Origin of the sequence: Streptomyces sp. NPDC012888 (assembly GCF_042900645.1) — a bacterium.
Classification (GTDB): Bacteria; Actinomycetota; Actinomycetes; order Streptomycetales; family Streptomycetaceae; genus Streptomyces.
Genome location: NZ_JBIBBM010000014.1, coordinates 1 through 25,654, shown reverse-complemented (window position 1 = coordinate 25,654; position 25,654 = coordinate 1). Strand labels below are relative to the sequence as shown.

Annotated in this window: 22 protein-coding genes and 1 riboswitch; of the genes, 8 read left to right on the top strand and 14 right to left on the bottom strand. The window is 75.0% G+C overall.

Annotation, left to right across the window (positions count from 1 at the left end; genetic code table 11):
- Positions 1-35 precede the first annotated feature (35 nt).
- The 6 genes from ACFY61_RS23350 (at position 36) to ACFY61_RS23325 (ending at position 4,463) form a co-directional block, all read left to right on the top strand.
- Positions 36-389 carry a tetratricopeptide repeat protein gene (locus tag ACFY61_RS23350; RefSeq protein WP_389474747.1) on the top strand — a complete coding sequence of 118 codons (354 nt, stop codon included), beginning with the start codon at positions 36-38 and terminating at the stop codon, positions 387-389.
- Positions 390-454: 65 nt separating this feature from the next.
- Positions 455-1,726, top strand: a complete 1,272-nt coding sequence (locus ACFY61_RS23345) for a methyltransferase (RefSeq protein ID WP_389474944.1) — start codon at positions 455-457, stop codon at positions 1,724-1,726.
- 29 nt (positions 1,727-1,755) lie between these two features.
- Positions 1,756-2,562, top strand: a complete 807-nt coding sequence (locus ACFY61_RS23340) for a MerR family transcriptional regulator (protein ID WP_389474745.1) — start codon at positions 1,756-1,758, stop codon at positions 2,560-2,562.
- Positions 2,563-2,680: 118 nt separating this feature from the next.
- Positions 2,681-3,301, top strand: coding sequence for a DUF6230 family protein (locus ACFY61_RS23335; protein WP_389474743.1), 621 nt, complete (start codon positions 2,681-2,683; stop codon positions 3,299-3,301).
- Positions 3,292-3,786 carry a DUF6114 domain-containing protein gene (locus ACFY61_RS23330; protein WP_389474741.1) on the top strand — a complete coding sequence of 165 codons (495 nt, stop codon included), beginning with the start codon at positions 3,292-3,294 and terminating at the stop codon, positions 3,784-3,786. The genes ACFY61_RS23335 and ACFY61_RS23330 overlap by 10 nt, the downstream gene beginning before the upstream one ends.
- Positions 3,783-4,463 (top strand): hypothetical protein, encoded by a 681-nt coding sequence (locus ACFY61_RS23325; protein ID WP_389474739.1) that lies wholly within the window; start codon positions 3,783-3,785, stop codon positions 4,461-4,463. Before ACFY61_RS23330 ends, ACFY61_RS23325 begins: the two co-directional genes overlap by 4 nt.
- 24 nt (positions 4,464-4,487) lie before the next feature.
- Here the strand turns inward: ACFY61_RS23325 and ACFY61_RS23320 are convergent, their stop codons facing one another.
- The 5 genes from ACFY61_RS23320 to ACFY61_RS23300 form a co-directional block, all read right to left on the bottom strand.
- Complete coding sequence (locus tag ACFY61_RS23320) at positions 4,488-5,318, bottom strand: ABC transporter ATP-binding protein (RefSeq protein ID WP_389474737.1); 831 nt, start codon at positions 5,316-5,318, stop codon at positions 4,488-4,490.
- On the bottom strand, positions 5,315-6,355 hold the full coding sequence (locus tag ACFY61_RS23315) for a FecCD family ABC transporter permease (protein ID WP_389474942.1): 1,041 nt from the start codon (positions 6,353-6,355) through the stop codon (positions 5,315-5,317). The genes ACFY61_RS23320 and ACFY61_RS23315 overlap by 4 nt, the downstream gene beginning before the upstream one ends.
- Before the next feature lie 32 nt (positions 6,356-6,387).
- Positions 6,388-7,374, bottom strand: a complete 987-nt coding sequence (locus tag ACFY61_RS23310; RefSeq protein WP_389474735.1) for an ABC transporter substrate-binding protein — start codon at positions 7,372-7,374, stop codon at positions 6,388-6,390.
- A 40-nt stretch (positions 7,375-7,414) separates the two neighbouring features.
- Positions 7,415-7,554: riboswitch (cobalamin riboswitch) on the bottom strand.
- A gap of 69 nt (positions 7,555-7,623) precedes the next feature.
- On the bottom strand, positions 7,624-8,541 hold the full coding sequence (locus ACFY61_RS23305) for an AAA family ATPase (protein ID WP_389474733.1): 918 nt from the start codon (positions 8,539-8,541) through the stop codon (positions 7,624-7,626).
- Between the two features lie 4 nt (positions 8,542-8,545).
- Positions 8,546-9,769, bottom strand: a complete 1,224-nt coding sequence (locus tag ACFY61_RS23300; RefSeq protein ID WP_389474732.1) for a T4 RnlA family RNA ligase — start codon at positions 9,767-9,769, stop codon at positions 8,546-8,548.
- 165 nt (positions 9,770-9,934) lie between these two features.
- Between ACFY61_RS23300 and ACFY61_RS23295 the strand changes: the two genes are divergently transcribed.
- Positions 9,935-11,386, top strand: a complete 1,452-nt coding sequence (locus ACFY61_RS23295; RefSeq protein ID WP_389474730.1) for a phosphoribosyltransferase family protein — start codon at positions 9,935-9,937, stop codon at positions 11,384-11,386.
- On the opposite strand, the gene ACFY61_RS23290 is transcribed toward ACFY61_RS23295, so the two are convergent.
- The 9 genes from ACFY61_RS23290 to ACFY61_RS23250 form a co-directional block, all read right to left on the bottom strand.
- Entirely contained in the window at positions 11,383-12,570 is a 1,188-nt protein-coding gene (locus ACFY61_RS23290) for a GDSL-type esterase/lipase family protein (RefSeq protein WP_389474729.1), read from the bottom strand. The genes ACFY61_RS23295 and ACFY61_RS23290 overlap by 4 nt on opposite strands.
- Positions 12,571-12,722: 152 nt before the next feature.
- A complete protein-coding gene (locus ACFY61_RS23285; RefSeq protein WP_389474727.1) occupies positions 12,723-13,313 on the bottom strand; it encodes a TetR/AcrR family transcriptional regulator in 591 nt (196 codons plus the stop codon).
- Positions 13,314-13,406: 93 nt separating this feature from the next.
- Positions 13,407-14,864: a dihydrolipoyl dehydrogenase family protein gene (locus tag ACFY61_RS23280; RefSeq protein WP_389474726.1), complete on the bottom strand. Its 1,458-nt coding sequence runs from the start codon at positions 14,862-14,864 to the stop codon at positions 13,407-13,409.
- Positions 14,865-15,057: 193 nt separating this feature from the next.
- Positions 15,058-15,426 (bottom strand): thioredoxin, encoded by a 369-nt coding sequence (trxA, locus tag ACFY61_RS23275; RefSeq protein WP_389474724.1) that lies wholly within the window; start codon positions 15,424-15,426, stop codon positions 15,058-15,060.
- Positions 15,427-15,552: 126 nt separating this feature from the next.
- Positions 15,553-16,992, bottom strand: coding sequence for an aldehyde dehydrogenase family protein (locus ACFY61_RS23270; protein WP_389474722.1), 1,440 nt, complete (start codon positions 16,990-16,992; stop codon positions 15,553-15,555).
- A gap of 629 nt (positions 16,993-17,621) precedes the next feature.
- The gene (locus tag ACFY61_RS23265) at positions 17,622-18,818 is read right to left on the bottom strand and encodes a thiolase family protein (RefSeq protein WP_389474720.1); all 1,197 of its coding nucleotides are present in this window, start codon (positions 18,816-18,818) and stop codon (positions 17,622-17,624) included.
- A 76-nt stretch (positions 18,819-18,894) separates the two neighbouring features.
- Positions 18,895-20,847, bottom strand: coding sequence for a helix-turn-helix domain-containing protein (locus tag ACFY61_RS23260; protein ID WP_389474718.1), 1,953 nt, complete (start codon positions 20,845-20,847; stop codon positions 18,895-18,897).
- Between the two features lie 408 nt (positions 20,848-21,255).
- A complete protein-coding gene (locus ACFY61_RS23255) occupies positions 21,256-22,641 on the bottom strand; it encodes an MFS transporter (RefSeq protein WP_389474716.1) in 1,386 nt (461 codons plus the stop codon).
- Positions 22,642-22,880: 239 nt separating this feature from the next.
- On the bottom strand, positions 22,881-23,687 hold the full coding sequence (locus ACFY61_RS23250; RefSeq protein WP_389474714.1) for a 3-hydroxybutyrate dehydrogenase: 807 nt from the start codon (positions 23,685-23,687) through the stop codon (positions 22,881-22,883).
- A 165-nt stretch (positions 23,688-23,852) separates the two neighbouring features.
- On the opposite strand from ACFY61_RS23250, the gene ACFY61_RS23245 reads away from it, so the two are divergent.
- Entirely contained in the window at positions 23,853-25,460 is a 1,608-nt protein-coding gene (locus ACFY61_RS23245) for a poly(3-hydroxybutyrate) depolymerase (RefSeq protein WP_389474712.1), read from the top strand.
- Positions 25,461-25,654: the final 194 nt, after the last annotated feature.

The following is a 25,654-nucleotide window of genomic DNA, read 5'->3' as shown; positions in this document are numbered from 1 at the left end:
TTGCAGCCGTCCGACAGGGACGAGGAAGGGGCGCCATGAACGGGCCTGGGACGTACTTCGAGCACGGGACGGCCGCCGAGCGCTGGGAGCGGGCCCAGCTGTTCTTCGAGGCGAAGGACTACACGACGGCCGCAAGGATCCTGGAGCCCCTCGCCGCGGAGGCCCCCGAGCTGCTGGCGCCGCGGCTGCTGCTGGCCCGGGCCTGCTACCACTCGGCGCAGCTGGGCCGGGCCGAGGGCGTGCTGCGCGGGATCCTGGAGCGCTGGCCGGTGGAGGACTACGCGCAGCTGATGCTGGGCCGGACCCTCCAGCGGCAGGGGCGGGCCGCCGAGGCGGTGCCGTACCTGCGGATCGCCGCGGCACTGGGCGGGGAGTTCCCGGAGCACTGACCGGGCGGGGCGGGCGGCACCGCGGGGCGGGTGGTCTCGGATAGCCTGGGGGCACGATGAACCGTCTGACCACGCCTTTCGGCTCCTACGAGCTGACCCGCCACCCCGAGGACCCCCGCGACCGGCTCCGCGCCTGGGACGCCGCTGACGAGTACCTGCTCCGGCACCTGACCACCGGGACCGGGGAGTGGGGGCCGGTCGACCTGTCCGGCACCGTGGCCGTGCTCGGGGACCGGTGGGGCGCGCTGGTGACGGCGCTGGCCGCGCACCGGCCCACGCAGATCAGCGACTCCTGGCTGGGCCGGGAGGCGACCTCGGCGAACCTGGCCCGGGCCGGGGTCGCGGACGGTTCGGTGCGGCTGCTGACCACCCGGGACGCGCCGCCGGAGCGGATCGACGTGCTGCTGGTGCGGGTGCCCAAGAGCCTGGCGCTGCTGGAGGAGCAGCTGTACCGGCTGGCGCCGCGGCTGCACGCCGGGTCGGTGGTCGTGGGCGCCGGGATGGTCAAGGAGATCCACACCTCGACCCTGAACCTCTTCGAGAAGTTCGTCGGTCCGACGCGGACCTCGCTGGCCGAGCGCAAGGCCCGGCTGGTCTTCAGCACGCCGGACCCGGCCAGGACCGGAGCCGGGGCCGCGGCAGGGTCCGGGGCCGCGGCAGGGTCCGGGGCCGCGGCAGGGTCCGGGGCCGCGTCCCGGAGCGGTCCGTGGCCGCTGACGTACACCGCGGACGCGGACGCCGGTGCCGCGGCCGGCCTGACGGTGGTCAGCCACGCCGGCGTGTTCTGCGCCGACCGCCTCGACATCGGGACCCGGCTCCTCCTGGGCCACCTGCCGGCCGGGCCCGGTGACGCCTTCGGCCGGATCGCCGACCTCGGCTGCGGCAACGGCATCGTCGGTACGGCGGCCGCGCTCGCGCACCCGTGGGCGGAGGTGCTGTTCACCGACGAGTCGTACCAGGCGGTGGCGTCGGCGGAGGCCACCTACCGGGCCAACGCGGGCGACCGGCCGGGCGGCGCCGAGTTCCTGGTCGGCGACGGACTGGCCGGGGTCCCGGCCGGGTCGCTGGACCTCGTACTGAACAACCCGCCGTTCCACTCGCACCAGGCGATGACGGACTCGACGGCGCTGCGGATGTTCGCGCAGGCGCGGCGGGCGCTGCGGCCGGGCGGGGAGCTGCGGGTGGTCGGCAACCGGCACCTGGGGTACCACGCGCGGCTGCGGCGGCTGTTCGGGAACTGCGAACTGGTGGCGAGCGACCCGAAGTTCGTGGTGCTGAAGGCCGTGAAGGAGCAGTCCGGCGGACGGTCCGGCGGATCTTCGCGCACTCGCCGGTAACCCCGGGGGCGGCGTCTAGGCTCGGCGCCGTGAGCAGCGAGGACACGGGGGGCGGGGCGGCGGCGCGCTACCGCCGGGAGGAAGTGGCCCGGGCGGCGGGCGTGAAGGTGCGCAACCTGCGCTACTACCAGGAGCGCGGGCTGTTGCCCCCGCCGCGGCGGGAGGGCCGGATCGCCTGGTACTCGGAGGACCACCTGGTCCGGCTGCGCCTGATCGACGACCTGCTGGGCCGTGGCTACACGGTGAAGGGGATCTCGGAGCTGCTGGCCGCCTGGGAGCAGGGCGGCGGTATCACCCAACTTCTGGGCCTGGAGCGGGAGATGACCCGTGACTGGGTGCAGGAGGAGCCGGTGACGATGGGGCTGCGCGAACTGCGGGAGCTGTTCGGCCCGGCGGCGACCGCGGAGGACACCCGGCGTGCCGCCCGGCTGGGTTACGTACGCGTGGACGGGGAGCGGGTGACGTTCCCGAGCCGGCGGTTGCTCGATGCCACGGTGACGCTGGTGCGGGCGGGGGTGCCGCTGGCGGAGATCCTGGACGCGGGCGAGTTCGTGCAGGGGCAGGCGGCGGCGCTGGCGGACCGGTTCGTGGGTCTGTTCCGGCGGCACGTGATCGGTTCCGGGGGCTTGGAGCGGCTTCCGGCCACGCGGTTGGAGCACATCACGGCGGCGGTGGGGGCGCTGCGTCCGGTGGCGGGCGAGGTGGTGGCGGCGGAGTTCGCACGGGCCATGGCCAGGCGGGTGGAGGCGGAGGCGGCCGCGCTGCTGCCGAGGGGGCCGGCCCCGCGTCCGGGGCGGGTGGGACGGGCGGGGCGCACGGGGCCTACGGACCGGTAGGACCGGGCGGTAGGAGTTGGCCTGAAGGCGGTGTTCGCACAACCTTGCCAACCACCATTGGCACTCTTACATTCGACCGCACACCCATACCGGTCAGTAACGATCAAAGGGGGCAGCCATGGAGCATGCCGCGTTAGGTGAGGCCGGCGACGGCCGGGTGAAGTGGCGGCGGTTCGCCGTCCTGACCGTACCCGCCGTCGCGGTCACCGCGGGCCTGGGCATCGCCCTGGCCCAGGGCGCGCTCGCCGCGTCGTTCGCCGTGTCCGGCCAGCAGTTCAAGGTCTCCGCGCAGAGCCTGACGGGCGAGGGTTTCGCCCAGTACGGCAGCGTGGACGTCAACGCCCGCGAGGAACTGATCCCGGTGGCGGTCACCGCCATCCGGGACGCCAAGCTCCACAGCCTCTGCCAGTCGGTGGTCACCACCCTCCCGGTGATCGGCGACATCTCCCTCAACCTCACCGCGGGCAAGAAGCAGCCCGTCGAGGCGAAGAACCTGTTCGTCGACGCCACCCAGCTCTCCGGCAACGCGGTCTTCACCAACATCGAGATCGGCCGTGACGCCTCCACCCTGGACAAGGGCCCCGCCGACGCCCAGGGCATGCAGGACCTCTTCGGCCAGCAGGCCGACACCGTCGCCATCACCGACCTGAAGCAGACCGCGTGGGCGACGAACGCCGGAACCTTCAAGCTCACCGGCCTCAGCATGGACATCAGCAAGGGCAAGAAGGAATGCTTCTGAGATTCCGCCGGTGGCGGCGCAGCCGGCCGTTCTGGGGCGGCCTCGCCGCCGTCCTCGCGGGAGCCGAGATCTGCGTGCTCCCGCTCGCCCCGATGAAGGTCATGCTCACCCAGGGCGTCGCGGGCATCCCGTCCGTCCTGATGGGCCTGGTCATGATCGTGCTCGGGCTGTCCGTCTGGTTCGCCCCGCACTACCGGTCCCTCGCCGGGGTGCTCACCACCCTGATCGCCACCGCCGCCCTGGTGCTGTCCAACCTCGGCGGGTTCCTCGTCGGCACCCTGCTCGGCATCCTCGGCGGCGGGCTGATGTTCGCCTGGCAGCCGCGCCCGGCAGGCCCCCGGGCCGAGGCCGGTACCCCCGACGGCTCCGCCGGAGCCGCCGCCCCGTCCCACGCACCCGCCGGTCCCCCCACCCCCGGCGGCTCCCGCTCGACCGACCCCGACACCCCCACCGTGCACCCCGATCCCCAAGGAGCACCGCCATGAGCCGAACCACCCGCGTCCCGCTCACCGTGGGCCTGGCCGCCTCTGCCGCGGCCGTGGCCGCCCTGGCCCTCGGTTCCGCCCCCGCCACCGCCGCCGCGCCCGCCGGTTCCTTACCGACGGCCGCCGGCTCCACCACCGTCACCCCCGCCGGCCACGGCTTCAAGGCCACCCTCAGCGGCAAGGCCACCCTCAAGGCCGGCTCCGTCACCGTGACCTGCACCGTCTCCGTGGCCAGCGGCACCGTCCCGGCGGCCCCCGCCAACCACAACCCGGCCGGCCCGGTCTCCTCCCCCATCTCCGCGCCCACCTACAGCTCCTGCACGTCGAGCATGCCCGGCGTCACCCCCACCGTGACGACCAGCGGCGCCTGGACCGTCACCATGCAGCACGGCGCGCCCAGCACCGCCACGCTGACCGTCCCCGCCGGCGGGCTGGTGGTCAAGACGACCGGCCTGGCCAGCTGCACCGTCGTCACCGCGCCGACCGCGCCCGCGCCCGTCGGCGGAACCTGGACCAACGGCGCCCCGCCCACCCTGGGGTTCACCAACGCCTCCGTACCGGTGAAGGTGACCGGTGGGTTCGGCTGTCCGACCAGCGCCACCGCGTCCGTCTTCAACGCCGTCTACACGGTGGCGAACACGACCAGCCCCGCCCAGCACATCACCGTCTCCCCCTGACGGACCCCAGCCGGGCGGGCCCGGTCACGGCAGGTACACGATGCTGGGCGCGCCCGTCGTCGGATGGGTCCCGATCCGGGTCCTCACGCCGTACACCTCGCCCAGCAGGCCCTCCGTCAGCACCTCGGCGGGGGTCCCGGCGGCCGCCACCCGCCCGTCCGCCAGCACGTACAGCCGGTCGCAGAACGAAGCGGCCAGGTTGAGGTCGTGCAGCACCAGCAGGGCGGTGGCGGCCAGCCCGCGCACCAGGCCCAGCAGCTCCAACTGGTAACGCACGTCCAGGTGGTTGGTGGGCTCGTCCAGCACCAGCAGGCCCGGCTCCTGCACCAGCGCACGGGCCAGCAGGGCCCGCTGGCGCTCGCCGCCAGACAGTTCCTCGTACCGCCGTCCGCCGAGGTCCTGCGCACCGACCGTGCGCAGGGCCTCGGTCACGTGCCGCGCGTCCGCGGGGCCGTCCTGTTCCCAGAACCGTTTGTGCGGGCTGCGGCCCATGGCGACCACCTCGCGCACGGTCAGCCCGAGCACTCCGGTGGCGTCCTGCGGGACCACGGCCATCCGCCGGGCCCGCGCCCTGACCCCGAGGCCGGCCGCGTCGGCGCCGTCGACCAGGATCCGGCCGCCGCCGGGCCTCAGGGCCCCGTACACGCAGCGCAGCAGCGTGGTCTTGCCGCTGCCGTTGGGGCCGACCACACCCACGGTCTCACCGGGCCGGGCCGTGAGGTCCACGGAGTCCAGCAGCACCCTCCCGGCCGTCCCGTAGGTCAGGCCCTCCACGGCCAGGGCGACGGGCACCGGCCCCCGCTCCGGCTCCGGCTCCGGCTCCGGCCGTACGTCCGGCACGGTCACGGCGGTCATCCCAGCACCCCCTCGGCCCGCGAGGACCGTCGCAGCAGCCACAGGAAGACGGGCCCCCCGACCAGAGCGGTGACGACCCCGACCGGGATCTCCTCCGGCGCGGCGGCCGTACGGGCGACCAGGTCGGCCAGCGTCAGGAACACCGCCCCGGCCAGTGCGACCACCGGCAGCAGCGCCCGGTGACCGGCGCCCACCCACATCCGGGCGGCGTGCGGCACCATCAGCCCGACGAAGCCGATCGCCCCGCTGTACGCCACCAGCACTCCGATCACGAGCGAGGTGAGCACGAACACGGCGGCCCGGAACCGGCCGGTGTCCAGGCCGAGGGTGCGGGCCCCCTCGTCGCCGGCCAGCAGCAGGTCCAGCGGCCGGGCCAGGGCCAGCAGCAGACCGGTACCGACGGCCAGGGCGGCGGTGGGGAGCGCCAGTTCGTCCCAGCGGGCCCCGCCGAGGCCGCCGAGGGTCCAGAACAGCACCGAGCGGACCTCGTCGGCGGTGGCGGCGAGCACCAGGACCAGGCTGGTGAACGCGGACAGGACGTACTGCACGGCCACTCCGGCCAGTACCAGCCGGCCGGTGGTCATCGTGCCGCCGCGCCGCGCCATCGCGTACACGGCGATCAGCGCGACGAGGGCGCCGCCGAAGGCCGCGAGCGGCATGCCGAGTCCGGCCGCCGCCCCGGCGCCGAGTACGACGGCCAGCACCGCGCCGGCGGAGGCCCCGGAGGACGCGCCGAGCAGGAACGGGTCGGCGAGCCGGTTGCGCACCAGGGCCTGGAGCACGGTCCCGGTGACGGCCAGTCCGGCGCCGACGACCGCGCCGAGCACCACCCGCGGCAGGCGGACGTCCCACACGATGGTGGCGAAGGCGCCGCCGGGCCGGTCCGGTCCGGCCAGCAGGATGTCCAGCACCCGGCCCGGCGCGATCCGTACCGGGCCGAGCGCGAGCCCGGCGACCGCGGCCGCGAGCAGGGCCGCGACCAGCAGCGGGACGGCCAGCGCCGTGCGCAGACCGGCCCGGGAGCGCTCCGCCGGCAGGGGGAGGGTGCCGGGCACGGCCCGGCCCGGGCTCACCGCGTGCCCGGGTGGAGCTGGCCGGCCAGGGACTCGACGGCGTCGGCGACCCGTACGCCGAGCACGGCCGAGGACAGCGGCAGCACCACGAACCGCTTGTTCTTGACGGCCGGCACCTCGGCGAGGGCCGGGTCGTTCAGCAGCCGCTGCTTCTTCGCCTCGACGCTGGTCTTCCCGTAGTCGTAGATGAGGACGACCTCGGGCTTGCGCTCGACGACCTTCTCCCAGGAGACGTCGCCGAAGGTGTCCTTGAGGTCGGCGAACACGTTGGTGCCGCCGGCCCGGTCGAGGATCTCGTTGCCGATGCCGTAGCCGCCGGAGGTGAAGGCGGAGCCCTCTCCCGAGTCGTACACGAAGACGGACGGCTTGGGCCGCGTCCCGACCCTGGCGGCGACCGCGTCGATGCGGCGGCGCTGGTCCTCCAGGAGCTTCTGCCCGCGCTCGGGGACGCCGAAGGTCCGGGCGACCTCGGTGATCTCGGTGTTCAACTGCTCGATGCCGACGGGGCCCTTGGTGCAGTACTCGACGCTGAGCCGGGTGTGGATCCCGCTCTTCTCCAGGCCGTCGCGGTCGCGGCCGGCGCCCTTGTCGAAGGCCGAGGAGTAGCCGCCGTACACGAAGTCGGGGTCGGCGGAGAGCAGCACCTCCTTGGACGGGTACTCCTTGGCCAGCACCTTGATCCGCTCGTAGGCGGGCTTGTAGGCGGGGAGCACGGAGTCGTCGAGGTAGGCGGTGCCGGCCATCCGGTCCTGGAGGCCGAGGGCCAGCAGGATCTCGGTGGCGTGCTGGTTCAGGGTGACGGCCCGCTCGGGCGGGGCCTCGAAGGTGGTGCTGACCCCGCAGTTGGCGACGGTGTACGGGAACCCGGGCGCGGCCTTGCCGGGCGGGACGTCGCGGGGGCCGTCGTCGGCGCAGCCGGCCAGCGGTATCAGGAGGGTGAGCGGGAGCAGGGCGCGCAGGGCGGCCGAGCGGGACAACGACATGGCGAAGCCGGGCCTCTCCGGGGGATCCTCGTCCCCTGGTCGATGTGAGGGGGCGGTGCGTCAGTGTCTGACTCCCGGCTCCCCGCGAGGGGGAGCCGGTCACAGTGGCGGGACCGCACCGGAATCGCACCGGTTTCCTGTCCTGCACCGCCCGGGGTGACGCGCCAAGTCTGCCAGACGGCGCGGCCGCTGACGGTGTGCCCGCCCGACGGGCCTCGCGCGACGGCCGGCTCCCCTGCCCGTACGCCCTCAGAAGTTGCCGTAGTTGACCTGCCAGGTCGGCAGGCCCATGCGGCGCCACAGGGCCACCACGCGGTCGCGGTCGTCGAGCGAGACGCGCACCGCGTAGCGGTGCCGCACGTGGGCGTCGAACAGTTCCGCCTTGACGATGTCGTCGCTGCGGCCGTCGTCGGACGCCCGCATCCACAGCTCGTCGTACGGCACTTCGTGGCGGGCCAGCCAGGCCTCGGTGATGTCCCGGTGGTCCTCGCTGCGGCCGGACAGGAGGACGATCCGGTCGTTCTCGGCGGCCCGGAAGGCCCGCAGGGCCTGTCGCACCGACACGTTGAGGAGGTCCTCGTCGCAGCGGGTGAAGTCGTACGGGCCGCGGTCGCCGCGCAGTGCGAGCGTCCCGTCGATGTCGCACATCACCGCGGACGGCAGGGCCGGGTCGGCCGTGTACGGGGTGCCCGCCGGGGAGTCGGCCAGCCATTGGGCGGTGAGGCGCCAGCCGCCGCGGCGCGCCTTGACGTGCTTGTCGGCGAGGATGCGGATGATCTCCTCGCCGACGGGCCGCTCACGGGCGGCGTCCCGGCGTACGCACTCCTCCACCGGTACGTCGGTGAAGTCGTGCACCGCGAACTCCGCGCCGAGCCCGGTGACGGCCGCCTTCAGGCGTTTGGGCACGTGCGGGGTGAGGTGGGTGTTGTCGACGACCACGTCGAAACCGCCCTCGACCGCCGACCGGACCGCCGCGTCCTGGATCTCCAGGACCGTCCGCTCGTGCGCGTGCGAGCGGCCGCGTTCGGGCGCCGGCACGTCCAGCATGGCGCGGAGGTCGTCCAGGTTGACGCGGCGCATCCGGCCCCCGGCCTCCGCCTGCAGCCGGCGGGCGGCCGTGGTCTTCCCGGAGGCGGGCAGACCCGTCATGACGTGAACCACGGGCACGGTCTCAGTTCTCCTCGTCGGTGGTGAAGGGGTCCGCCGCTTCCGGCCGGACGGCCCGCCAGACCAGCAGGTCCGTCGGGCGGCCGTCGAGCCGGAGGAACAGGGCGGCCCGGATGCCCGGGTCCACGGGCAGGGTCTTGACGGCGCGGGCGAACGCGCCCCGGTCGCCGGCCAGATGACAGACGCCGGCGTAGGCCTCGTCGATGGCGCGCTCGCGTGCCGCCGCCTCGTCCTCCAGGCGCCGGATCACGCCGCGCACCCAGGCGTCGAACTCGTCCGGCACCTGCTCCAGCAGGGCGTCCAGCGGGCGGCCGCCGCCGGCGGCACCGGCTCCGCCGAGCTCCGCGACCGAGCAGCCCAGGCCCTGGGCCAGGCGTTTGACGGACGTTCCGGCGAACCGCTGGACGCCGTGGCTGCGCCAGATGTCCCGCTCCGTCACGCCCGTCAGGACCTTGTGCAGCCGCACGTACTCGGCGATCTTCGCCTTGGCGCGGACGCCCGACGCGAAGCGCAGCACCCACCCCTCGGCGTCGGTGCCGGTCGCGGGCTCCCCGCCGGGCAGGGTGCTGGTCTCGGTCAGCTTGAGCAGCTCGTCCAGGGCCATCGCCGGCCACACCCGGACCACGGAGCCGACCGGTTCCCAGCCGGCGGCGGCCTCGGCCAGCGGCACCTCGGTGCCGTCTGTGCGGAACGCGGCGAGCAGCACCAGGTCGCGGCGGTCGCCGTAGTCGACCACGATGCGGTTCTCGGGGTACAGGACCTCGGCGAGGTAGGTCACGCCGGGCTCCAGCGCCGAGGTGTCCTTGCCGTCGAGGCGTTTCTGCGCCCAGGTGGCCTGGGTGCTGGTGAAGGAACCCCTGGACGCCACCCGCCAGCGGCCGGCGTAGTGGAAGACCACGCCGAGGCTGCCGTCGACCTTGTCGTACACCTCGAACGGCTCGTCGGGCAGGGCCGGGGCGTAGGCGTGGCCGGTCGCGTGCTCGCCGACGTTGAAGAACTTGGGCAGCGGCAGGGCCACGATCTCGCCGGTGACGTCGTCGGCGACCAGGCCGCGGCAACGCGTGGTGACCCGGTTCCACACCCGTTCGTACTGGCAGGTGCGGGTGTAGGAGTAGAGCGAGAGCGGCAGCTCCGGGTGCGCCTTGCGGACGACGTGTCCGGCGTCGATGGCCTCCGCCAGTTCCTGGGCGGGCAGCAGGTCGTGCAGAGTCAGGGTCTCCTGGCTCATGGGTTCCTCCTGGTGGGTGAGCGTTCATCTTCTCCTGCCGGAGGGGGTGCCGACACCGAATTACCTGGCAGGCGGCCTGCGGCGGCGTGCTGGGGCCCGCTCCGGTTGCGGATCCGGCCCGGTGGGGGTTCGTTCGAAGTAGGCGTGGATTGGGGGTGGAGGACGATGTTCTTCACCGATCGCACGGACGCGGGCCGGCGTCTCGCCGAGGCGCTGCGGCATCTGGAAGCGGAGGATCCGGTGATCCTGGGGCTGCCCCGGGGCGGGGTCCCCGTGGCGTTCGAGGTGGCGCGTGCGCTGGGCGCCCCGCTCGACGTGGTCGTGGTCCGCAAGCTCGGGGTGCCGTACCACCGGGAGCTGGGCTTCGGCGCCATCGGCGAGGGCGGGGTCCGGATCATCAGCGAGGACATCGTGCGCCGCAGCCGGGCCGGGGAGCGGGAGCTGGCGGAGGTCGAGCGGGCCGAGGAGGAGAACCTGCGGCGGCAGGCGGGCCGGTTCCGTGCGGGCCGGCCCCGGGTGCCGGTGGCGGGCCGCACGGTCGTGGTGGTCGACGACGGCATCGCGACGGGTTCGACGGCCGCCGCCGCCTGCGAGGTGGTACGGGCGCAGGGCGCGGCCAGGGTGGTGCTGGCGGCGCCGGTGGCCCCGCCGGACGCGGTCGCGTGGCTGCGCACGGAGGCCGACGAGGTGGTGTGCCTGTACGCGCCGCCCGCGTTCCGGGCCGTCGGCGAGTGGTACCGGGACTTCTCCCAGACCCCGGACGAGGAGGTCGTGGCGCTGCTGGGCCGCGCCGGTACGGGGAGCGGCGCGGGGGCCGGCGGCGGTGGCGGCGGAGCCGGCGGTGACGGCGGGGCGGGGGGGTCCGGCGGGGCGGGCGGGTCCGGCGGGGCGGGTGGGTCCGGTACGGGTGGCTTCGGTACGGGCCCGGTGGAGGTGACGGCCGGCGGGGCCGTGCTGGCCGGTGACCTCGTCCTCCCGGAGGGCGCCGGGGCGGTGGTCCTGTTCGCGCACGGCTCCGGCAGCAGCCGCCACAGCCCCCGCAACCGCGCGGTGGCGGCCGGGCTGAACGCGGCGGGGCTCGGGACGCTGCTGCTGGACCTGCTGACCCCGGCCGAGGAGTCCGTCCGGGCGAACGTGTTCGCGGTCGAGACCCTCGGGGACCGGCTGTTGGAGGCCACCCGCTGGCTGTGCGGCCTGGTCTCCCTCCCGGTCGGCTACTTCGGCGCCAGCACGGGCGCCGCGGCCGCGCTGCGGGCCGCCGCGGCGGACGCCCGGGACACCGCCGGGCCGCGGGTCGGCGCGGTGGTCTCGCGCGGAGGGCGGCCGGACCTGGCGGGGCCGGCGCTGGGCGGCGTACGGGCGCCCACCCTGCTCGTGGTGGGCGGCCGGGACACCACCGTGCTGGAGCTGAACCGGCAGGCCCAGGAGGAGCTGCGCTGCGAGAACCGGCTGGAGGTCGTGCCGGGCGCCACCCACCTGTTCGAGGAGGCCGGTGCGCTGGACGAGGTCACCGACCTGGCCCGCGCCTGGTTCGTACGCCACCTCACCCGGCCGGCAGCGGACACCGGCGGGGCCGGGGCCGGGGAGCCGGGCGGACGCGGCGGCGGGGAGGTCTAGGCCGGGGCGAAGGGGCCGCCCTCGCCGAACACGAGCCGGGCGAAGCGTTCCCCGATGAGCCGGTGCGTCGCGGCGTCGGGGTGGAGGTCGTCCGGCAGCGGCAGTTCCGCGTGGTCGGCGGCGCCGTACAGTTCGAGGCCGTCGAGGTGGTGCAGGTGGGGGTCGGTCGCGGCGCGCTGCCGGACGATGCGGGACAGTTCGGCCCGGATCACGCGGAGGGTCAGCTTGCCCGCGGCGGTCTCCGCCGGGTCCCCGGTCGCCGCGAACCGCAGCCGGCCCTCGGCCATGGTGGTGGTGTCGATGGCGGTGGGTCCCGGGGTGTCCTCGTGGATGGGGCAGTGGATCGGCGAGACGACCAGGAGCGGGGTGTCGGGGTGCCCTTCGCGGATCGTGTCGAGGAAGCCGTGGACGGCCGGCCCGAACGCGCGCAGCCGCATCAGGTCGGCGTTGACGAGGTTGATGCCCAGCTTGACGCTGATCAGGTCGGCCGGGGTGTCGCGCAGGGCCCGGGCGGTGAACGGGTCGAGCAGGGCGCTGCCGCTGAAGCCCAGGTTGACCAGGTCGGCTCCGCCGAGGGCCGCCGCCACCGCGGGCCAGGTCCCGGTGGGAGCCGTCGCGTTGGAGCCGTGGCTGATCGAACTGCCGTGGTGCAGCCAGACCTTGCGTCCGGCGCGGGGTGCGGGTTCGACGGGCGCGTCGGTGCGCAGGGCGACCAGCACCGTGGTCTCGTCGTGCGGCAGCCATATCTCGACGTCCTTCTCCACGCCCTCGCCGCCGGGCAGTTCGGCGAAACGCAGGGTGCCCACCGGGCCGGGGCGGGTCCGGGTGGTCCCGGAGGCCAGGTCGACGGTGACGACGTCACCGTCGGTGACGCCGGCGCGTCCCGCGGGCCGCCCGTCAACGAGGAGTTCGTACACGCCGTCGGGCCGCGGCGGGGCTCCGGGGTAGACGCGCTTGGTGGCCACGACGTCCAGTTCGACGGCGGTGGCGCGGGTGCGGAAGACGAGCCGTACGCCGGAGGGCTGGGACTCCGCCATGGCCAGCTGCGCGTCGGGGACCTGCTGCCGGGCGCGGGCGGTCAGCCGGTGGGGCAGTACGCCGCGTCCGGTGTGTTCCAGGTCGAGGGCACCGCGCAGCAACTCGGCGGTGATGGGGGTGGTGGTCCAGTCGTGCGCGGTGGGCATGGTCTCGGATCTCCGGTGCGGCGGATACGGATGCGGGGACGGGGGCGTGGGCGGGTGGGGCGGACACGGGTACGGGGGCGGGGCGGGTGCGTACGGGTACCACGGGTACGGCTCCGGTCTTGTGAACGGCGGCCGGTCGCGGCGCGGCGGGGTCAGGCCCCGTCCTCGCCGGTCGGCCAGCCGCGCAGCAGCACGTCGAGGGCGCCGAGGATCGCCGTCCAGCTCTCCTCGGGGTCCGGGGAGCTGTGGCTGAAGCCGCCGGCCCCCTCCAGTTCGACGTAGCCGCTGAACACGCTGCCCAGCAGCCGTACCGCGTGGGTCTGGTGCGGCTCGGCCAGGTGGTAGCCGCGCAGGATCGCGCGGCTCATCCGGGCGTGCCGGACGCCCGCGCTGGTGGCGGCCGTCTCGGGGTCGAGCCGGTACCGGGTGGCGGCGAACCGGCCGGGGTGCTCGTGCGCGTAGTCGCGGTAGGCGTTGGCGAAGGCGCTGAGGGCGTCCGCGCCCGCCCGGCCGGCCACGGCGGCGGAGACCCGGTCGGCGAGCTCCTCCAGGGCGAGCAGGGCGATGCGGGTCCTGAGGTCGTGGGCGTTCCTCACGTGCGAGTACAGGCTGGCGGTCCGGACGCCGGACCGGCGGGCGAGCTCCGCGGGAGTGACCTGCTCGAAGCCGAGCTCGTCGGCGAGTTCAGCCCCGGCCCGGACCACCTTCTCCGTGGTCAGCCCGGCCCGTTCCGCCCCTGCCATCCGACGCCTCCGCCGTTTCCCGTCGACCACTCTTCCTAACAGCGAGACTATTTCACCTAATGACATTAGGCAAACGCCTAAACACCTAAACGTCTACGCGCTGTCGTCCCGATGGTTCTCCAGCAGCCGCAGCCAGACCTCGCTGATCGTCGGGAACGAGGGGACCGCGTGCCAGAGCCGCTCCACCGGCACCTCCCCCGCCACCGCCACGGTCGCCGCGTGCAGCAGCTCCGCCGCGCCCGGGCCGACGAAGGTGGCCCCCAGCAGCACCCCGCGGTCCAGGTCGACCAGCATCCGGGCGCGCCCGCGGTACCCGTCCGCGTACAGGCCCGCGCCGGAGACCTTCCCCAGGTCGTGGTCGACCGCGCGGACCCGGTGGCCCGCCCGCTCGGCCTCCGCCAGGGTCGGGCCGACCGCCGCCGCCTCGGGGTCGGTGAACACCACCTGGGGCACGGCCGCGGTGTCGGCCGTGGCGCTGTACGGGCCCCAGCGCGCGGTGCCGGTGCCGGGTCCGGCGGGTCCGGCGGGTCCGGCGCCCGCCCGGGCGGCGATCGCGGCGCCCGCGATCCGGGCCTGGTACTTGCCCTGGTGGGTCAGCAGCACGCGGTGGTTGACGTCGCCGACCGCGTACAGCCAGTCGTGCGCGGTGGAGCGGAGGCTGTCGTCCACCTCGATCCAGCCGCCCGGTTCCAGTCCGACCGTCTCCAGGCCGATGTCCTCGGTGCGCGGCGACCGCCCGGTGGCCACCAGCAGCTCGTCACCCTCCAGGGTCTCGCCGCCCGCAAGGACCACGGTCACCGGCCCGGTCGGGCCGTCCCGTACGACGGCCTCGACGGCCACGCCGGTCCGCACCACCGCGCCCGCCTCCGCCAGGGCCTCGGCCACCAGCTCCCCGGCGAACGGCTCCATCCGCGGCAGCAGCCGCTCGCCGCGCACCAGCACGGTGACGCGCGCGCCGAGGGCCTGCCAGGCCGTGGCCATCTCGGCGGCGACCACCGAGCCGCCGACGATCAGCAGCCGGCCGGGGACCTCGCGGGCGGAGGTGGCCTCCCGGCTGGTCCACGGGCGGGCGCCGGCCAGCCCGGGCACGTCCGGTACGGCGGCCCGGCTGCCCGTGGCGACGACCACGGCCTGCCGCGCGGCGAGCACGTGGTCACCGCCCTCCGGCGGGGTGACGGCCACCCGGCGGGGGCCCCGGAGCCGGCCGTGGCCCCGGTACAGGTGCGCGCCGATCGACTCGAGCCAGTCGACCTGGCCGTCGTCCCGCCAGTCGCCCGTCCAGTAGTCCCGGTGGGCGAACACGGCCTCCCGGTCCAGCGGCCCGGCCACCACCGCGGCCAGGCCGGGCACCCGGCGGGCGTCGGCGCGGGCGAGGGCGGGGCGCAGCAGCGCCTTGCTGGGGACGCAGGCCCAGTACGAGCACTCCCCGCCCACGAGTTCGCTCTCGACCACGGCCGTGCTCAGCCCGGCGGCCCTGGTCCGGTCGGCGACGTTCTCGCCGGCCGGGCCCGCGCCGAGCACCACGACGTCGTACTCCACGGCTTCCGTCATGCCGCCAGTCTCACCGCCGGGCCGCGGCACGGCACGGTCCGGCGCCGCGGCGGCGCGTCGCCGCCGCGGCTGGCGGGGGCGGGGCGGGGCGCGGCGGGAACCGCGGCAGCCGGACGGGGGCGGTGGCCGGGACGGGAGGGGCGGCGGCGGCCGGACGGGAGGGGCGGCGGCCGGACGGGGGGTGGCTCCGCCCCTACTCCCCCTGCCCCTCCTGCGCGATCTTCTGCTTGATCTCCGCCATGTCCAGGGCCCGCGCCTGCGCGATGACGTCCTCCAGCATGGCCGCGGGCAGGGCGCCGGGCTGGGCGAAGACCGCGACCTGGTCGCGGACGATCATCAGGGTCGGGATGGAGCGGATCTCGAAGGCGGCCGCGAGCTCGGGCTGCGCCTCGGTGTCCACCTTGCCGAAGACCAGGTCCTGGTTGGCCTCCGAGGCCTTCTCGTAGACCGGGGCGAACTGGCGGCACGGCCCGCACCATTCCGCCCAGAAGTCGATCAGGACGAACCCGTTCTCGCGGATCGTGCTGTCGAAGTTCTCCTTGGTGAGCTCCACCGTTGCCACTGTCCCGGACCTCCATGGATGGGTGCGTGCGTCACGCTGCGTCACGCGCGTCGTGCGGCGCACGCGTCTGCTCGCGGAAACGACCGGCCGGCGCGCTTCATTCCCCGCCGGGCGGGCGAGCGGAGGTCAGAACGGGTAGGCGGCAGGGGTGCGGCGGGCCGTCGTCCAGCGCAGTTCGGTGAACGCGTCGAGGTTGGCCTCGCCGCCGAACCTGGCTCCGGTGCCGGAGGCGCCCACACCACCGAACGGGGCCACCGCCTCGTCGTTCACCGTCTGGTCGTTGACGTGGACGATGCCGGTGGGGATGCGGTCGGCGAGCTCGAGTCCGCGGGCCGTGTCGGCGGTGAGGATGCCCAGCGAGAGGCCGTACGGGCCGGCCGCGGCGAGGGCCACCGCCTCGTCCTCGGTGACGAACGACCGGACCGGCGCGACCGGTCCGAACACCTCCTCGGCGTAGGCGGGGGTGTCGTCGACCACGCCGGCGAGGACCGTCGGCCGGTAGAAGAGGTCGCGGTGGGTGCCGCCGGCCATGAGCTTGGCGCCCCGTTCGGCGCTCGCCTCCACCAGGCCGTGGATGCGGTCCAGTTGGCCCCGGTCGATGACGGGCCCGAGGTGCACCTGCTCCGTGTACGGGTCGCCGACGGCCAGCGACTCGGCCTTGGCGGCGAGCCGTTCGACGTACTCGTCGTAGAGGGAGGCGTGCACGAGGTGGCGGCCGGCGGTCATGCATATCTGGCCCTGGTGGAAGAAGGAACCCCAGGCGGCCTGGTTGACGGCGGCCTCGACGTCGGCGTCGGCCAGTACCAGGTAGGCGGAGTTGCCGCCGAGTTCGAGGTGGGCGCGCTTGAGGTGACGACCCGCCAGCTCGGCGACCTGCCGGCCGGTGGCCGTGGCGCCGGTGAACGACACCACCCGAACCCGGGGGTCGGACACCACCGCCGAGCCGGTACCGGCGCCGCCGGGCAGTACGTGCAGCAGCCCGGCGGGCAGGCCGGCGGCGGCGAACACGGCGGCCAGGGCCAGGCCGCCGCAGACGGCGGTACGCCGGTCCGGCTTCAGCAGGACGGAGTTACCGAGGGCGAGGGCGGGCGCGACGGAGCGGATGGAGAGGATCAGCGGGGCGTTGAACGGGGCGATCACCCCGACGACGCCGGCCGGGACCCGGCGCGTCCAGGACAGCCGGGGCGCCTCGCCGGCCAGCACCTGCCCGGCCGGGCGGGAGGCCAGCGCGGCCGCCTCGTAGCACTCCTGGGCGGCGACGCGCAGCTCGAACTCGGCCTTGCCGGGGACCGCCCCCGACTCGCGCACCAGCCAGTCGCGCAGCTCGGCGGCGTGCACGGCGAACAGGTCCCCGGCGCGCCGCAGCACCGCCGCCCGCTCGGTGTACGCGGCCCCGGCCCACTCCCGCTGCGCGGCCTCCGCCCGCACGGCGGCCTCGGCGACGTCCGCGGGCCCGGCGAGGGTCACGGTGGCGAGGGTCCGCCCGGTCGCGGGCTCGACCACGGGGGCGGTGCCGGCGGTGAGCGTCGGTCCGTCCTGCCAGAGGGCGGGATCGAGAAGCGGCATGGCGGGCCTTCCGTTCCGGGCGTGGCGGGGGCGGGGGCGGGCCCATCGTAGCCACGGCCGCGGCGCCAACACCGGCTGCTTATCGGGCAGTTGCCCGCCGCCGCTGTCCGAAACCGATCACCGCGCCGGGGGCGGCGGGGGCCCTGCCGCGCCGGGGGCGGCCGTGGCTGGTCCGCGCCGGTTCCCCGCGCCCTTGTCAGCCTGCGGGCCGGCTGTGGCCGGTCGCGCAGTTCCCCGCGCCCCTGGCGGGGCCTCAGCCACCCGGGGCTGTGAACCCCTGGGCGCCTATCGACTTCGCCCGCGTTCAGCCTGCGGGCCGGCTGTGGCTGGGCGCGCAGTTCCCCGCGCCCCTGACGGGGGCGCGTCGCAGCCTCGGCGGCGTTTGCGGCGCCGGGGGGATGCGGGCGGAGCCCCCAGGGCGCGGGGTCAGGGCCGCAGGCACCGGTTGCGGCCCCGGTCGGCCAGGAACGCGTTCGGCCGCGGGCCGGCTGTGGCCGGGCACGCAGTTCCCCGCGCCCCTGACGGGGGCGCGTCGCAGCCTCGGCGGCGCTTGAGGCGCCGGCGGGACGGGGGCGGAGCCCCCAGAGCCGGGAGGCGGGGCCCAGGGGCCCCCGGGTCGGGTGGGGTGGCTAGCGGTCCAGGACCAGGGCGATGCCCTGGCCCACGCCGATGCAGAGCGCAGCGACCCCCGTGCCGGAGCCCGCCGCCGCCAGCTGGTGCGCCACCGACCCCGCCAGCCGCGCCCCCGATGCGCCCAGCGGATGCCCGATGGCGATCGCGCCGCCGCGCGGGTTGACCACCGCCGGGTCCAGCTCCGGCCACGCCGCCAGACACCCGAGTGCCTGCGCGGCGAACGCCTCGTTCAGCTCGAACGCCGCGAGGTCCCCGAAGCCCCGCCCCGCCTTGTCCAGCGCACGCGTCACCGCCTCCACCGGCCCCAGTCCGAACAGCTGCGGCTCGATCCCGGTCACGGCGGACGCCCTGATCCGGGCCAGCGGCTCCCGCCCCGTCTCCGCCAGCCCCGCCTCGTCGGTCAGCAGCAGCGCGGCCGCCCCGTCGTTCAGCGGGGAGGCGTTGCCGGCCGTGACCGTACCCGTGCCGTCCGTCCGGAACGCCGGCTTCAGGCGGGCCATCGCCTCCGGGGTCGAGCCCTCCCGGATGCACTCGTCCCGCACCAGCTCGGCCACTCCCGGGTACTGCACGACCTCGCCGTCGTACAGCCCGCCCGCCCACGCCTCCGCGGCCTTCCGGTGGCTTTCCAACGCGTACGCGTCCTGCGCCTCGCGCGTGATGCCGAACTTGTCGGCGACGAGCTCGGCGCCCTCGCCCAGCGAGACCGTCCAGTCGGCCGGCATCCGGGGGTTGGTCATGCGCCAGCCCAGCGTGGTCGACCACATCTGCTGGTGTCCGGCCGGGAAGGCCCGTTCCGGCTTCTGCACCACCCACGGCGCACGGGACATCGACTCCACGCCGCCGGCGATGGCGACCGAGGCGTCCCCGAGGGCGATGGCCCGGGCCGCCTGGACCACCGCCTCCAGGCCGGAGCCGCACAGGCGGTTCACCGTGACACCGGGCACCGTCACCGGCAGGCCGGCGAGCAGCACGGCCATCCGGGCCACGTCGCGGTTGTCCTCACCCGCGCCGTTGGCGTCGCCGAAGACGACGTCGTCGATCCGGGCGGGGTCGAGGTCGGGCGTACGGTCCACCAGCGCCCTGACCACGTGCGCGGCCAGGTCGTCCGGCCGGACCCCGGCCAGCGCACCGCCGAACTTGCCGATCGGGGTACGGACGGCGTCGACGACGTACACGTCGCGGATGGACGGCATGGCTCACTCGCTCCTGAGTCGGGTTCGCGCCGTGCGGGGCGCGCGTCCGCAGTCTCCGCCGGGTGATCAGGGCCTGTCAACGGTGGCCCGCGGACCCCGGCCCGGCCGGCTGGGGACGGTTCCGGGTCAGGTGGTGGAGGCGCAGCGCCAGCTGGATCTCCAGGGCTCTGGCGGGGGCGCTCCAGTCCTGGCCGAGCAGGCGCCCGATGCGGTCGAGGCGCTGGACCACCGTGTTGACGTGGACGTGCAGGGCCTCGCTGGTCCTGGTGGGGCTGGCGCTCTGCGCGAAGTACGCCTCCAGCGTGTGGGCGAGTCCGGTGCCGCGGGAGGCGTCGTAGTCGAGGAGCGGGCCGAGCGTGGCGCGTACGTAGGCGTTGACGTCGGCCCGGTCGCCCAGGATCAGGCCGATGAAGCCGAGCCCGGGGAGGGCGGCTCCCTGCCCGGTGTGGCCGAGGGCCCGCAGGGCGGAGAGGCAGCGGTGGGCTTCGGTGTGCGCGGCGGAGAGCGCGGCGGGTCCGACGGCGGGGCCGGCCGCGCCCACGGTCACGGTGTCGCGGAGGGCCTTGCCGAGCGCGGTGGCGAGGGTCTGGGCCGTACGGCCGGGGTCGTCGGCGGGTGCCACGATCACCACGTGGTCCTGGTGGAGTCCGGCCAGGCCTCCGCCCGTTGCCTGGACGCTGCGGGCGGCGGCCTCCAGGAGCCGGTGGCGCGGGGCCGTCTCGCCGTGGGTGACGAAGACGGCGTGCGGCCGGCTCAGGTTGATGTCCAGTCGTCGTGCCCGCGCGGACAGCGTGCTCGGGTCACTGGCGAGGGAGAGGAGGTCGGTGAGCAGCTCTCCCCGTACCCGGTCCTCGGCCTCGGCCACGGACCTGCGGAGGAGGAGCAGGAGCGCGGCGACGACGCCGGCGCGTTCGAAGAGGAGCCGGTCGGCGTCAGGGAGTTCGGTGTGGCCGGTGAGGGTGATGCTGCCGAGGAGCTCGGGGCCGGCGAGCACCGCGGTGACGCAGCTGCCGTCGTGGAGCACGGCGCGGCCGCTGGTGCGGGAGGCGGTGACGGCCGCGGCGGGCGGTGGCAGGGGGGCCGTGTGGGCGCGGGCCAGTTCCGCGCCGTAGGCGTCGTGGATCAGGATGCCGCCGTCCAGGATCTCGGCGAGGGCGTGCGCGACGTCCTGGGCGTCGCCGCCCCGCAGGACGAGGTCGGTGAGCTGGTCGTGCGCCTGTTCGGCGCGGCGGGCCGCCTCGCCGTTGACGCGGATGATCTCGGACGCGGCGTTGAGGTCGGCGAGGGCGGCCCGGGTCTCCTCCAGCAGCCGGGCGTTGTCGATGGCGATGGCGGCGTGGTCTGCCAGGGAGGAGAGCAGGGTCACCTCGTCGGGGGTGAAGTCGCGGGGCGTGCGGTCTGCGGCGTACAGGACCCCGATGATCTTCGAGGCGACGCGCAGGGGGACGCCGAGGATGGCGCGCAGCCCCTCCTCGCCCACCGCGCTGTCGATGGCGGCGGTGTGCTGGAAGCGGGTGTCGGACCGGTAGTCGCCGGTGACGTACGGGCGGGCGGTCTGGGCGACGAGGCCGCCCAGCCCTTCGCCCATGCCGAGCCGCACCTGCTGGAAGGCGGCGGCCACGGACCCGTCGGTGACCCGCATGTAGGTGTCGCCGGCGGTCTCGTCGTTCAGGGAGAGGTACGTGACGTCGGTGCCGAGCAGGAGTTTCGCCCGGCGCACGATGGCCCGGAGGACCGCGTCGAGGTCGCGGAGCGCGGCGAGGTCGCTCGCGGTCTCGAAGAGCGCGGCCAGTTCGGCTTCGCGGCGGCGGTGCTGACTGAGGGTCCGCCGGATGCGCAGGGCGACTTCGGTGGCCTCCCCGATGTCGGCCAACTCCTCCGGCCCGGCGCCGCGCCGCCGCGCGGAGGCCGCGGGCCCGGCGAAGGCTTCGTCGGGCGCTTGCCGGGCCAGCAGGTCCAGCAGTTCACGGGCGGCGGAGCGGTGTTCGCGCTGGTTGCCTGAGCTGCCTGGCTTCACGGTGGGGAGCATACGGCGAAGCGCTACCGCGGGGAACGGCGGACGGAACGGCCCCGCCCGGGGCGGCGCCGGGCCCACGCCGGGCCGGCCCGGGCGGCAGCCCCGGCCCCGGCGGCGCTCGGGCGCACGGCGGGCCGGGCAGGTGCGGGGGCCGCCCTTCCGCCGCGGGCGGGGCCAGCGGCCCCGGACGCGCACCGAGGCGGCGGACCAGCCGGCCGCGGGGCCGGGAGACGGTCCGGGGCCCGGGGCCCGGGGCAGGCACGAGGCCCGCGCCCGGGCTGACCCGAGGGCCGGAGGCGAGAGCCGGAGGACCCGGCGACCCGGCGACCCGGAGGACCCGGCGACCCGGAGGACCCGGAGGACCCAGAGGGTCGGGACCCGGAGGGCCGGGGCGGGCCGGGGGTGGGGCCGGTCTCGGGGTCAGCCGGTGCGGGGTGTCGGGGTTCGGGGTTGCGCCGATCGGGCCGGGTCGGGGGCGGGGCGGGTGTCCTGGGCGAGGTCGCGGCCCCGGGTTTCCCGGGCCGCCCACACGGTCAGCGCGGTGACCACGGCCGCGGCGGCGAGGTAGAGGGACACCGGCACGGACGAGCCGTAGCCGTCGAGGAGGGCGACCGCGATGATCGGGGCCAGCGCGCCGCCGATGATGGAGGCGAGCTGGGAGCCCATGGAGGCCCCGGAGTAGCGGACCCTGGTGTCGAACATCTCGGAGATGAAGGCGGCCTGCGGCCCGTACATCGCACCGTGCAGCAACAGACCGACGGTGACGGCGAGGGTGATGGCCCAGAACGACCGGGTGTCCAGCAGCGCGAAGAAGGCGAAGGCCCATACGGCCATCCCCACGGCGCCGACCAGCGTCACGGGTCGGCGGCCCAAGCGGTCGGACAGGGCGCCCCAGGCGGGGATGGTGACGAAGTGGACGGCGGAGCCGATCAGTACGGCGTTCAGCGCGTCGCTCTTGGGCAGCCCGAGGTGGGTGGTGACGTAGACCAGCAGGAACGCGGTGAGGATGTAGTACGAGACGTTCTCGCCGAGCCGGGTGCCGATCGCTGTGAGGACCTGGCGCCAGCCGGTGCGGAGCACCTCCACCACCGGCGGCTTCTCCTTGAGGCCGGCCTCGGCCTCCGCCGCCGCCTTGCGCCGCGCCTCCAGGAAGACCGGGGACTCGGAGACGGAGATGCGGATCCACAGGCCGATGACGACCAGCACGCCGGAGAGAAGGAAGGGGATCCGCCAGCCCCAGGCGAGGAAGGCCTCCTCGGACTGCACCGCGGCGAGGAGCGCCAGCACGCCGGTGGCCAGGAGGTTACCGCCGGGTGCGCCGGCCTGGGGCCAGGAGGCCCAGAAGCCGCGGCGGTCGTCGCCGCCGTGCTCGGAGACCAGCAGGACCGCTCCGCCCCACTCGCCGCCGAGGGCGAAGCCCTGGATCAGGCGCAGCAGGGTCAGCAGGACCGGCGCGCCGGCGCCGATGGACGCGTGGGTGGGCAGCAGGCCCATCGCGAACGTCGCGCCGCCCATCATCAGCAGGCTGAGGACGAGCAGCTTCTTCCGGCCGATCTTGTCGCCGTAGTGCCCGAAGACGACTCCGCCGAGCGGCCGGGCGGCGAAGCCGACGGCGTAGGTGAGGAAGGCCAGCAGGGTGCCGACCAGGGGGTCGCTGGCGGGGAAGAACAGCTGGTTGAAGACCAGGGCGGCGGCCGAGCCGTAGAGGAAGAAGTCGTACCACTCGATGGTGGTGCCGACGAGGCTGGCCGAGACGATGCGGCCGATGCCGCCTCTCGCGGGCTGTGCGGTGCTGGCAGGGCTCATGACAGTGCTCACCTGTTCGTTGCTGGCGGAATCGGGAGTCGTGGGACTGCGGTGTCCGCCGCCGGCGGTGCGGGCGGTGTGGGCGGTGTGGGCGGTGTGGGCGGTGTGGGGTGGTGCGGGCGTACGGGCGGTGCGGTGGCGCGGGCGGTGGCGCGGGCGGCGCGCCGACCGGGGGCGGCGGCGCGCCGACCGGGCCCGGCGGTGCGTCGACCGGGCCCGGCGGTGCGGTGCTGAGCGGGTCAGTGCGCGCCCCAGCCCCCGTCGAGGGGGATCGAGGCTCCGGTCAGGTAGCCGGTGTGCGGGCCGCAGAGCCACACGGCCAGCTCGGCGACCTCCTCGGGCTCGATCAGCCGTTTGATGACGGATCGTTTCAGCAGGACGTCGGTCAGGACGTTCCCCGGAGCGATGCCGTGCGCTTCCGCCTGGGAGGCGATCTGGCGCTCGACCAACGGGGTCCGCACGTAACCGGGGTTGATGCAGTTGCTCGTCACCCCGTGGGGCGCGCCTTCCAGCGCGGCCACCTTGCTCAGCCCCTCCAGCCCGTGCTTGGCGGCCACGTACGCGGACTTGAACGCGCTCGCCCGCAGACCGTGGACGCTGGAGATGTTGACCACGCGGCCCCAGCCCCGGGCGTACATGTGCGGCAGGCACCGCCGGAGCAGCAGGAAGGGGGCGGTGACCATCACCTTCTGGATCAGTTCGAAGCGGTCAGGCGGGAACTCCTCGATGGCGGCGACGTGTTGCAGGCCCGCGCTGTTGACCAGGATGTCGACCTCGCCGGGGAGGTCTCCGACCGCCCCGGCGTCGGCGAGGTCCACACCGTGCGCGTGCCCGCCGACGGACTCGGCGACCTCCCCGGCGGCCTCCGCGTCGAGGTCGACGACGTGCACCAGCGCGCCCGCCCCGGCCAGTGCCCGCACACAGGCCCGCCCGATACCGCTGCCACCGCCGGTCACCATGGCGGTGCGGCCGGACAGGTCGCCTGTGCCGCCCCGGCGGGCGGGAGACCCGGGGAGCGCCCGGAACTGGCTCGGTTGGCTCGTCATGCCAGGAGACGCTAGAGACACCCGCCCGGACATCCCATGGCCGCGCACACCACACTCAGACGCCCGATCATGTGGTCCCCCACCATGAGTGGCACAGCCGGCCGAGCGCTACCGTCGCAGCCAGTCAGCGAACCGATGAGCCGTCCCCCGCCCCCTGGAGGGTCCGTGCACCTGTCTCTCGGAAGGCTCGGCGGCCCGGCCGCCGCACTGCTGCTCACCGTCGGCGCGATCACTGCCGCTCCCCCCGCCGAAGCCGCCGTCGCGGCCCCCGCCCCACCGGTCGCCGGCGCGCTCACCCCGTACCGCGTCGAGGGCGTGTACAGCGCGGGCATCTCCTCGGGCGGCTACATGGCCACACAGCTGCACGTGGCCTATTCCCACACCTTCGACGGATCGGCCGCGTTCGCCTCCGGCCCCAACTACTGCGCCCAGAACGACCTCGGCAGGGCACTCAACGCCTGCATGGAGGTCTACCAGGACCTCCAGCTCGACAAGCTGGTACAGACGACCCGCAACTGGTCGGCACAGGGCCTCATCGACGACACCACCGGCCTGGACGGCGATCCGGTCTACCTCTTCAGCGGGTCCGGGGACTCGACCGTGGAACGCCCCGTCGTGACCGCCCTCAGCGCCTACTACGGCAGCTTCGGCGCGAACGTCCGCTACAACAGGAGCACCGGCGCGGGCCACGCCTGGATCAGTCCGCTCGGGACCCCTTCCTGCGGCGTGACCGCCAGCCCCTACGTCAACGACTGCGGCTTCGACGCCGAAGGCGAGTTCCTCGGGCACCTCCTCGGCCCGGTCGCCGCCCCCGCGGCCGCGCCCGGCGGCAGCCTGATCCGGTTCGACCAGAACCCGTACGCCCCCGGCGGCGCCGCCGCGCCGATCTCCATGGGCGACGACGGCTTCGTCTACGTCCCCAGGAGCTGCGCGAACGGCGCGACCTGCAAGGTCGTCGTCACCCTGCACGGCTGCAAGCAGGCCTACTCGTACCAGGACTTCGGCACCCGGTTCATCGACCGCGCCTACCTCAACGAGTACGCCGACACCAACGACCTCATCGTCCTCTACCCCCAGGCCGCCCCGACCACCACGCTGGAGAACCCCAACGGCTGCTGGAACTGGTGGGGTTACCTGGGCGATCCGGGCTACGCCCGGCACGGGGGCAAGCAGATCGAGACCATCATGCGCATGGTCCGGGCCCTCGGCGGCGACGGCCCCACCACCCCGCCGCCCACCGGCCGCCTCACGCTGCCGAGCACCGACGCCGAGGACGGCTACGTCAAGGCGGCCGCCGACGGCTCCGGCCCGACCGTCGGCACCCTGGAGAACAGCCACGGCCTGGCCCTGGGGCGCGGCGCCGACGGCCTCTTCAACCGCACCGTCCTGTCCTTCGACACCAGCGCCGTCCCCGCCGGCAAGACCGTCACCCGCGCCTACGTGACACTGACCCGGAGCAGCGGCTCGGGCGACCCCTGGTCCAGCCCGCCCGGCAACCAGCTCCTGGTGGACGTCCACAACGGCTGCCTGGGCGGCTGCGCGACGGAGCCGACGGACTGGGGCGCGCCCCCGACCGCCCCCGGCGCCGCGAGGGTAGCCGCCTTCGGCTCGGGCAGCGCGTCGTCCACCGACCTGTCCCCGGCCGGCCTGTCGGCGATCGACACGTCGGGAAGGACTCAGATCCGCCTCCGCTTCGAACGCGACCAGACGGCCACGGCCTACCTGTTCGCGAACAGGGACAGCCAGGCGACCTTGACGGTGGAGTACGAGTAGGCGGGCGGGGGTGGGGGTGGCTGGGCCTGCTGGGGCGGGGGCACGGATTGCGGGTGGGGGCGGGGATGAGTGGGCCTGCTGGGGCGGGGGCGTTGGATCCGTCGGGGTGGTTGCCCGTCCGTCCCATCGTCCTTCCGGGGCGTGCGGCGGCGTCAAGGGCGCTCCTTCGTCGCGTCGCTGCGCGATGGCCTGCG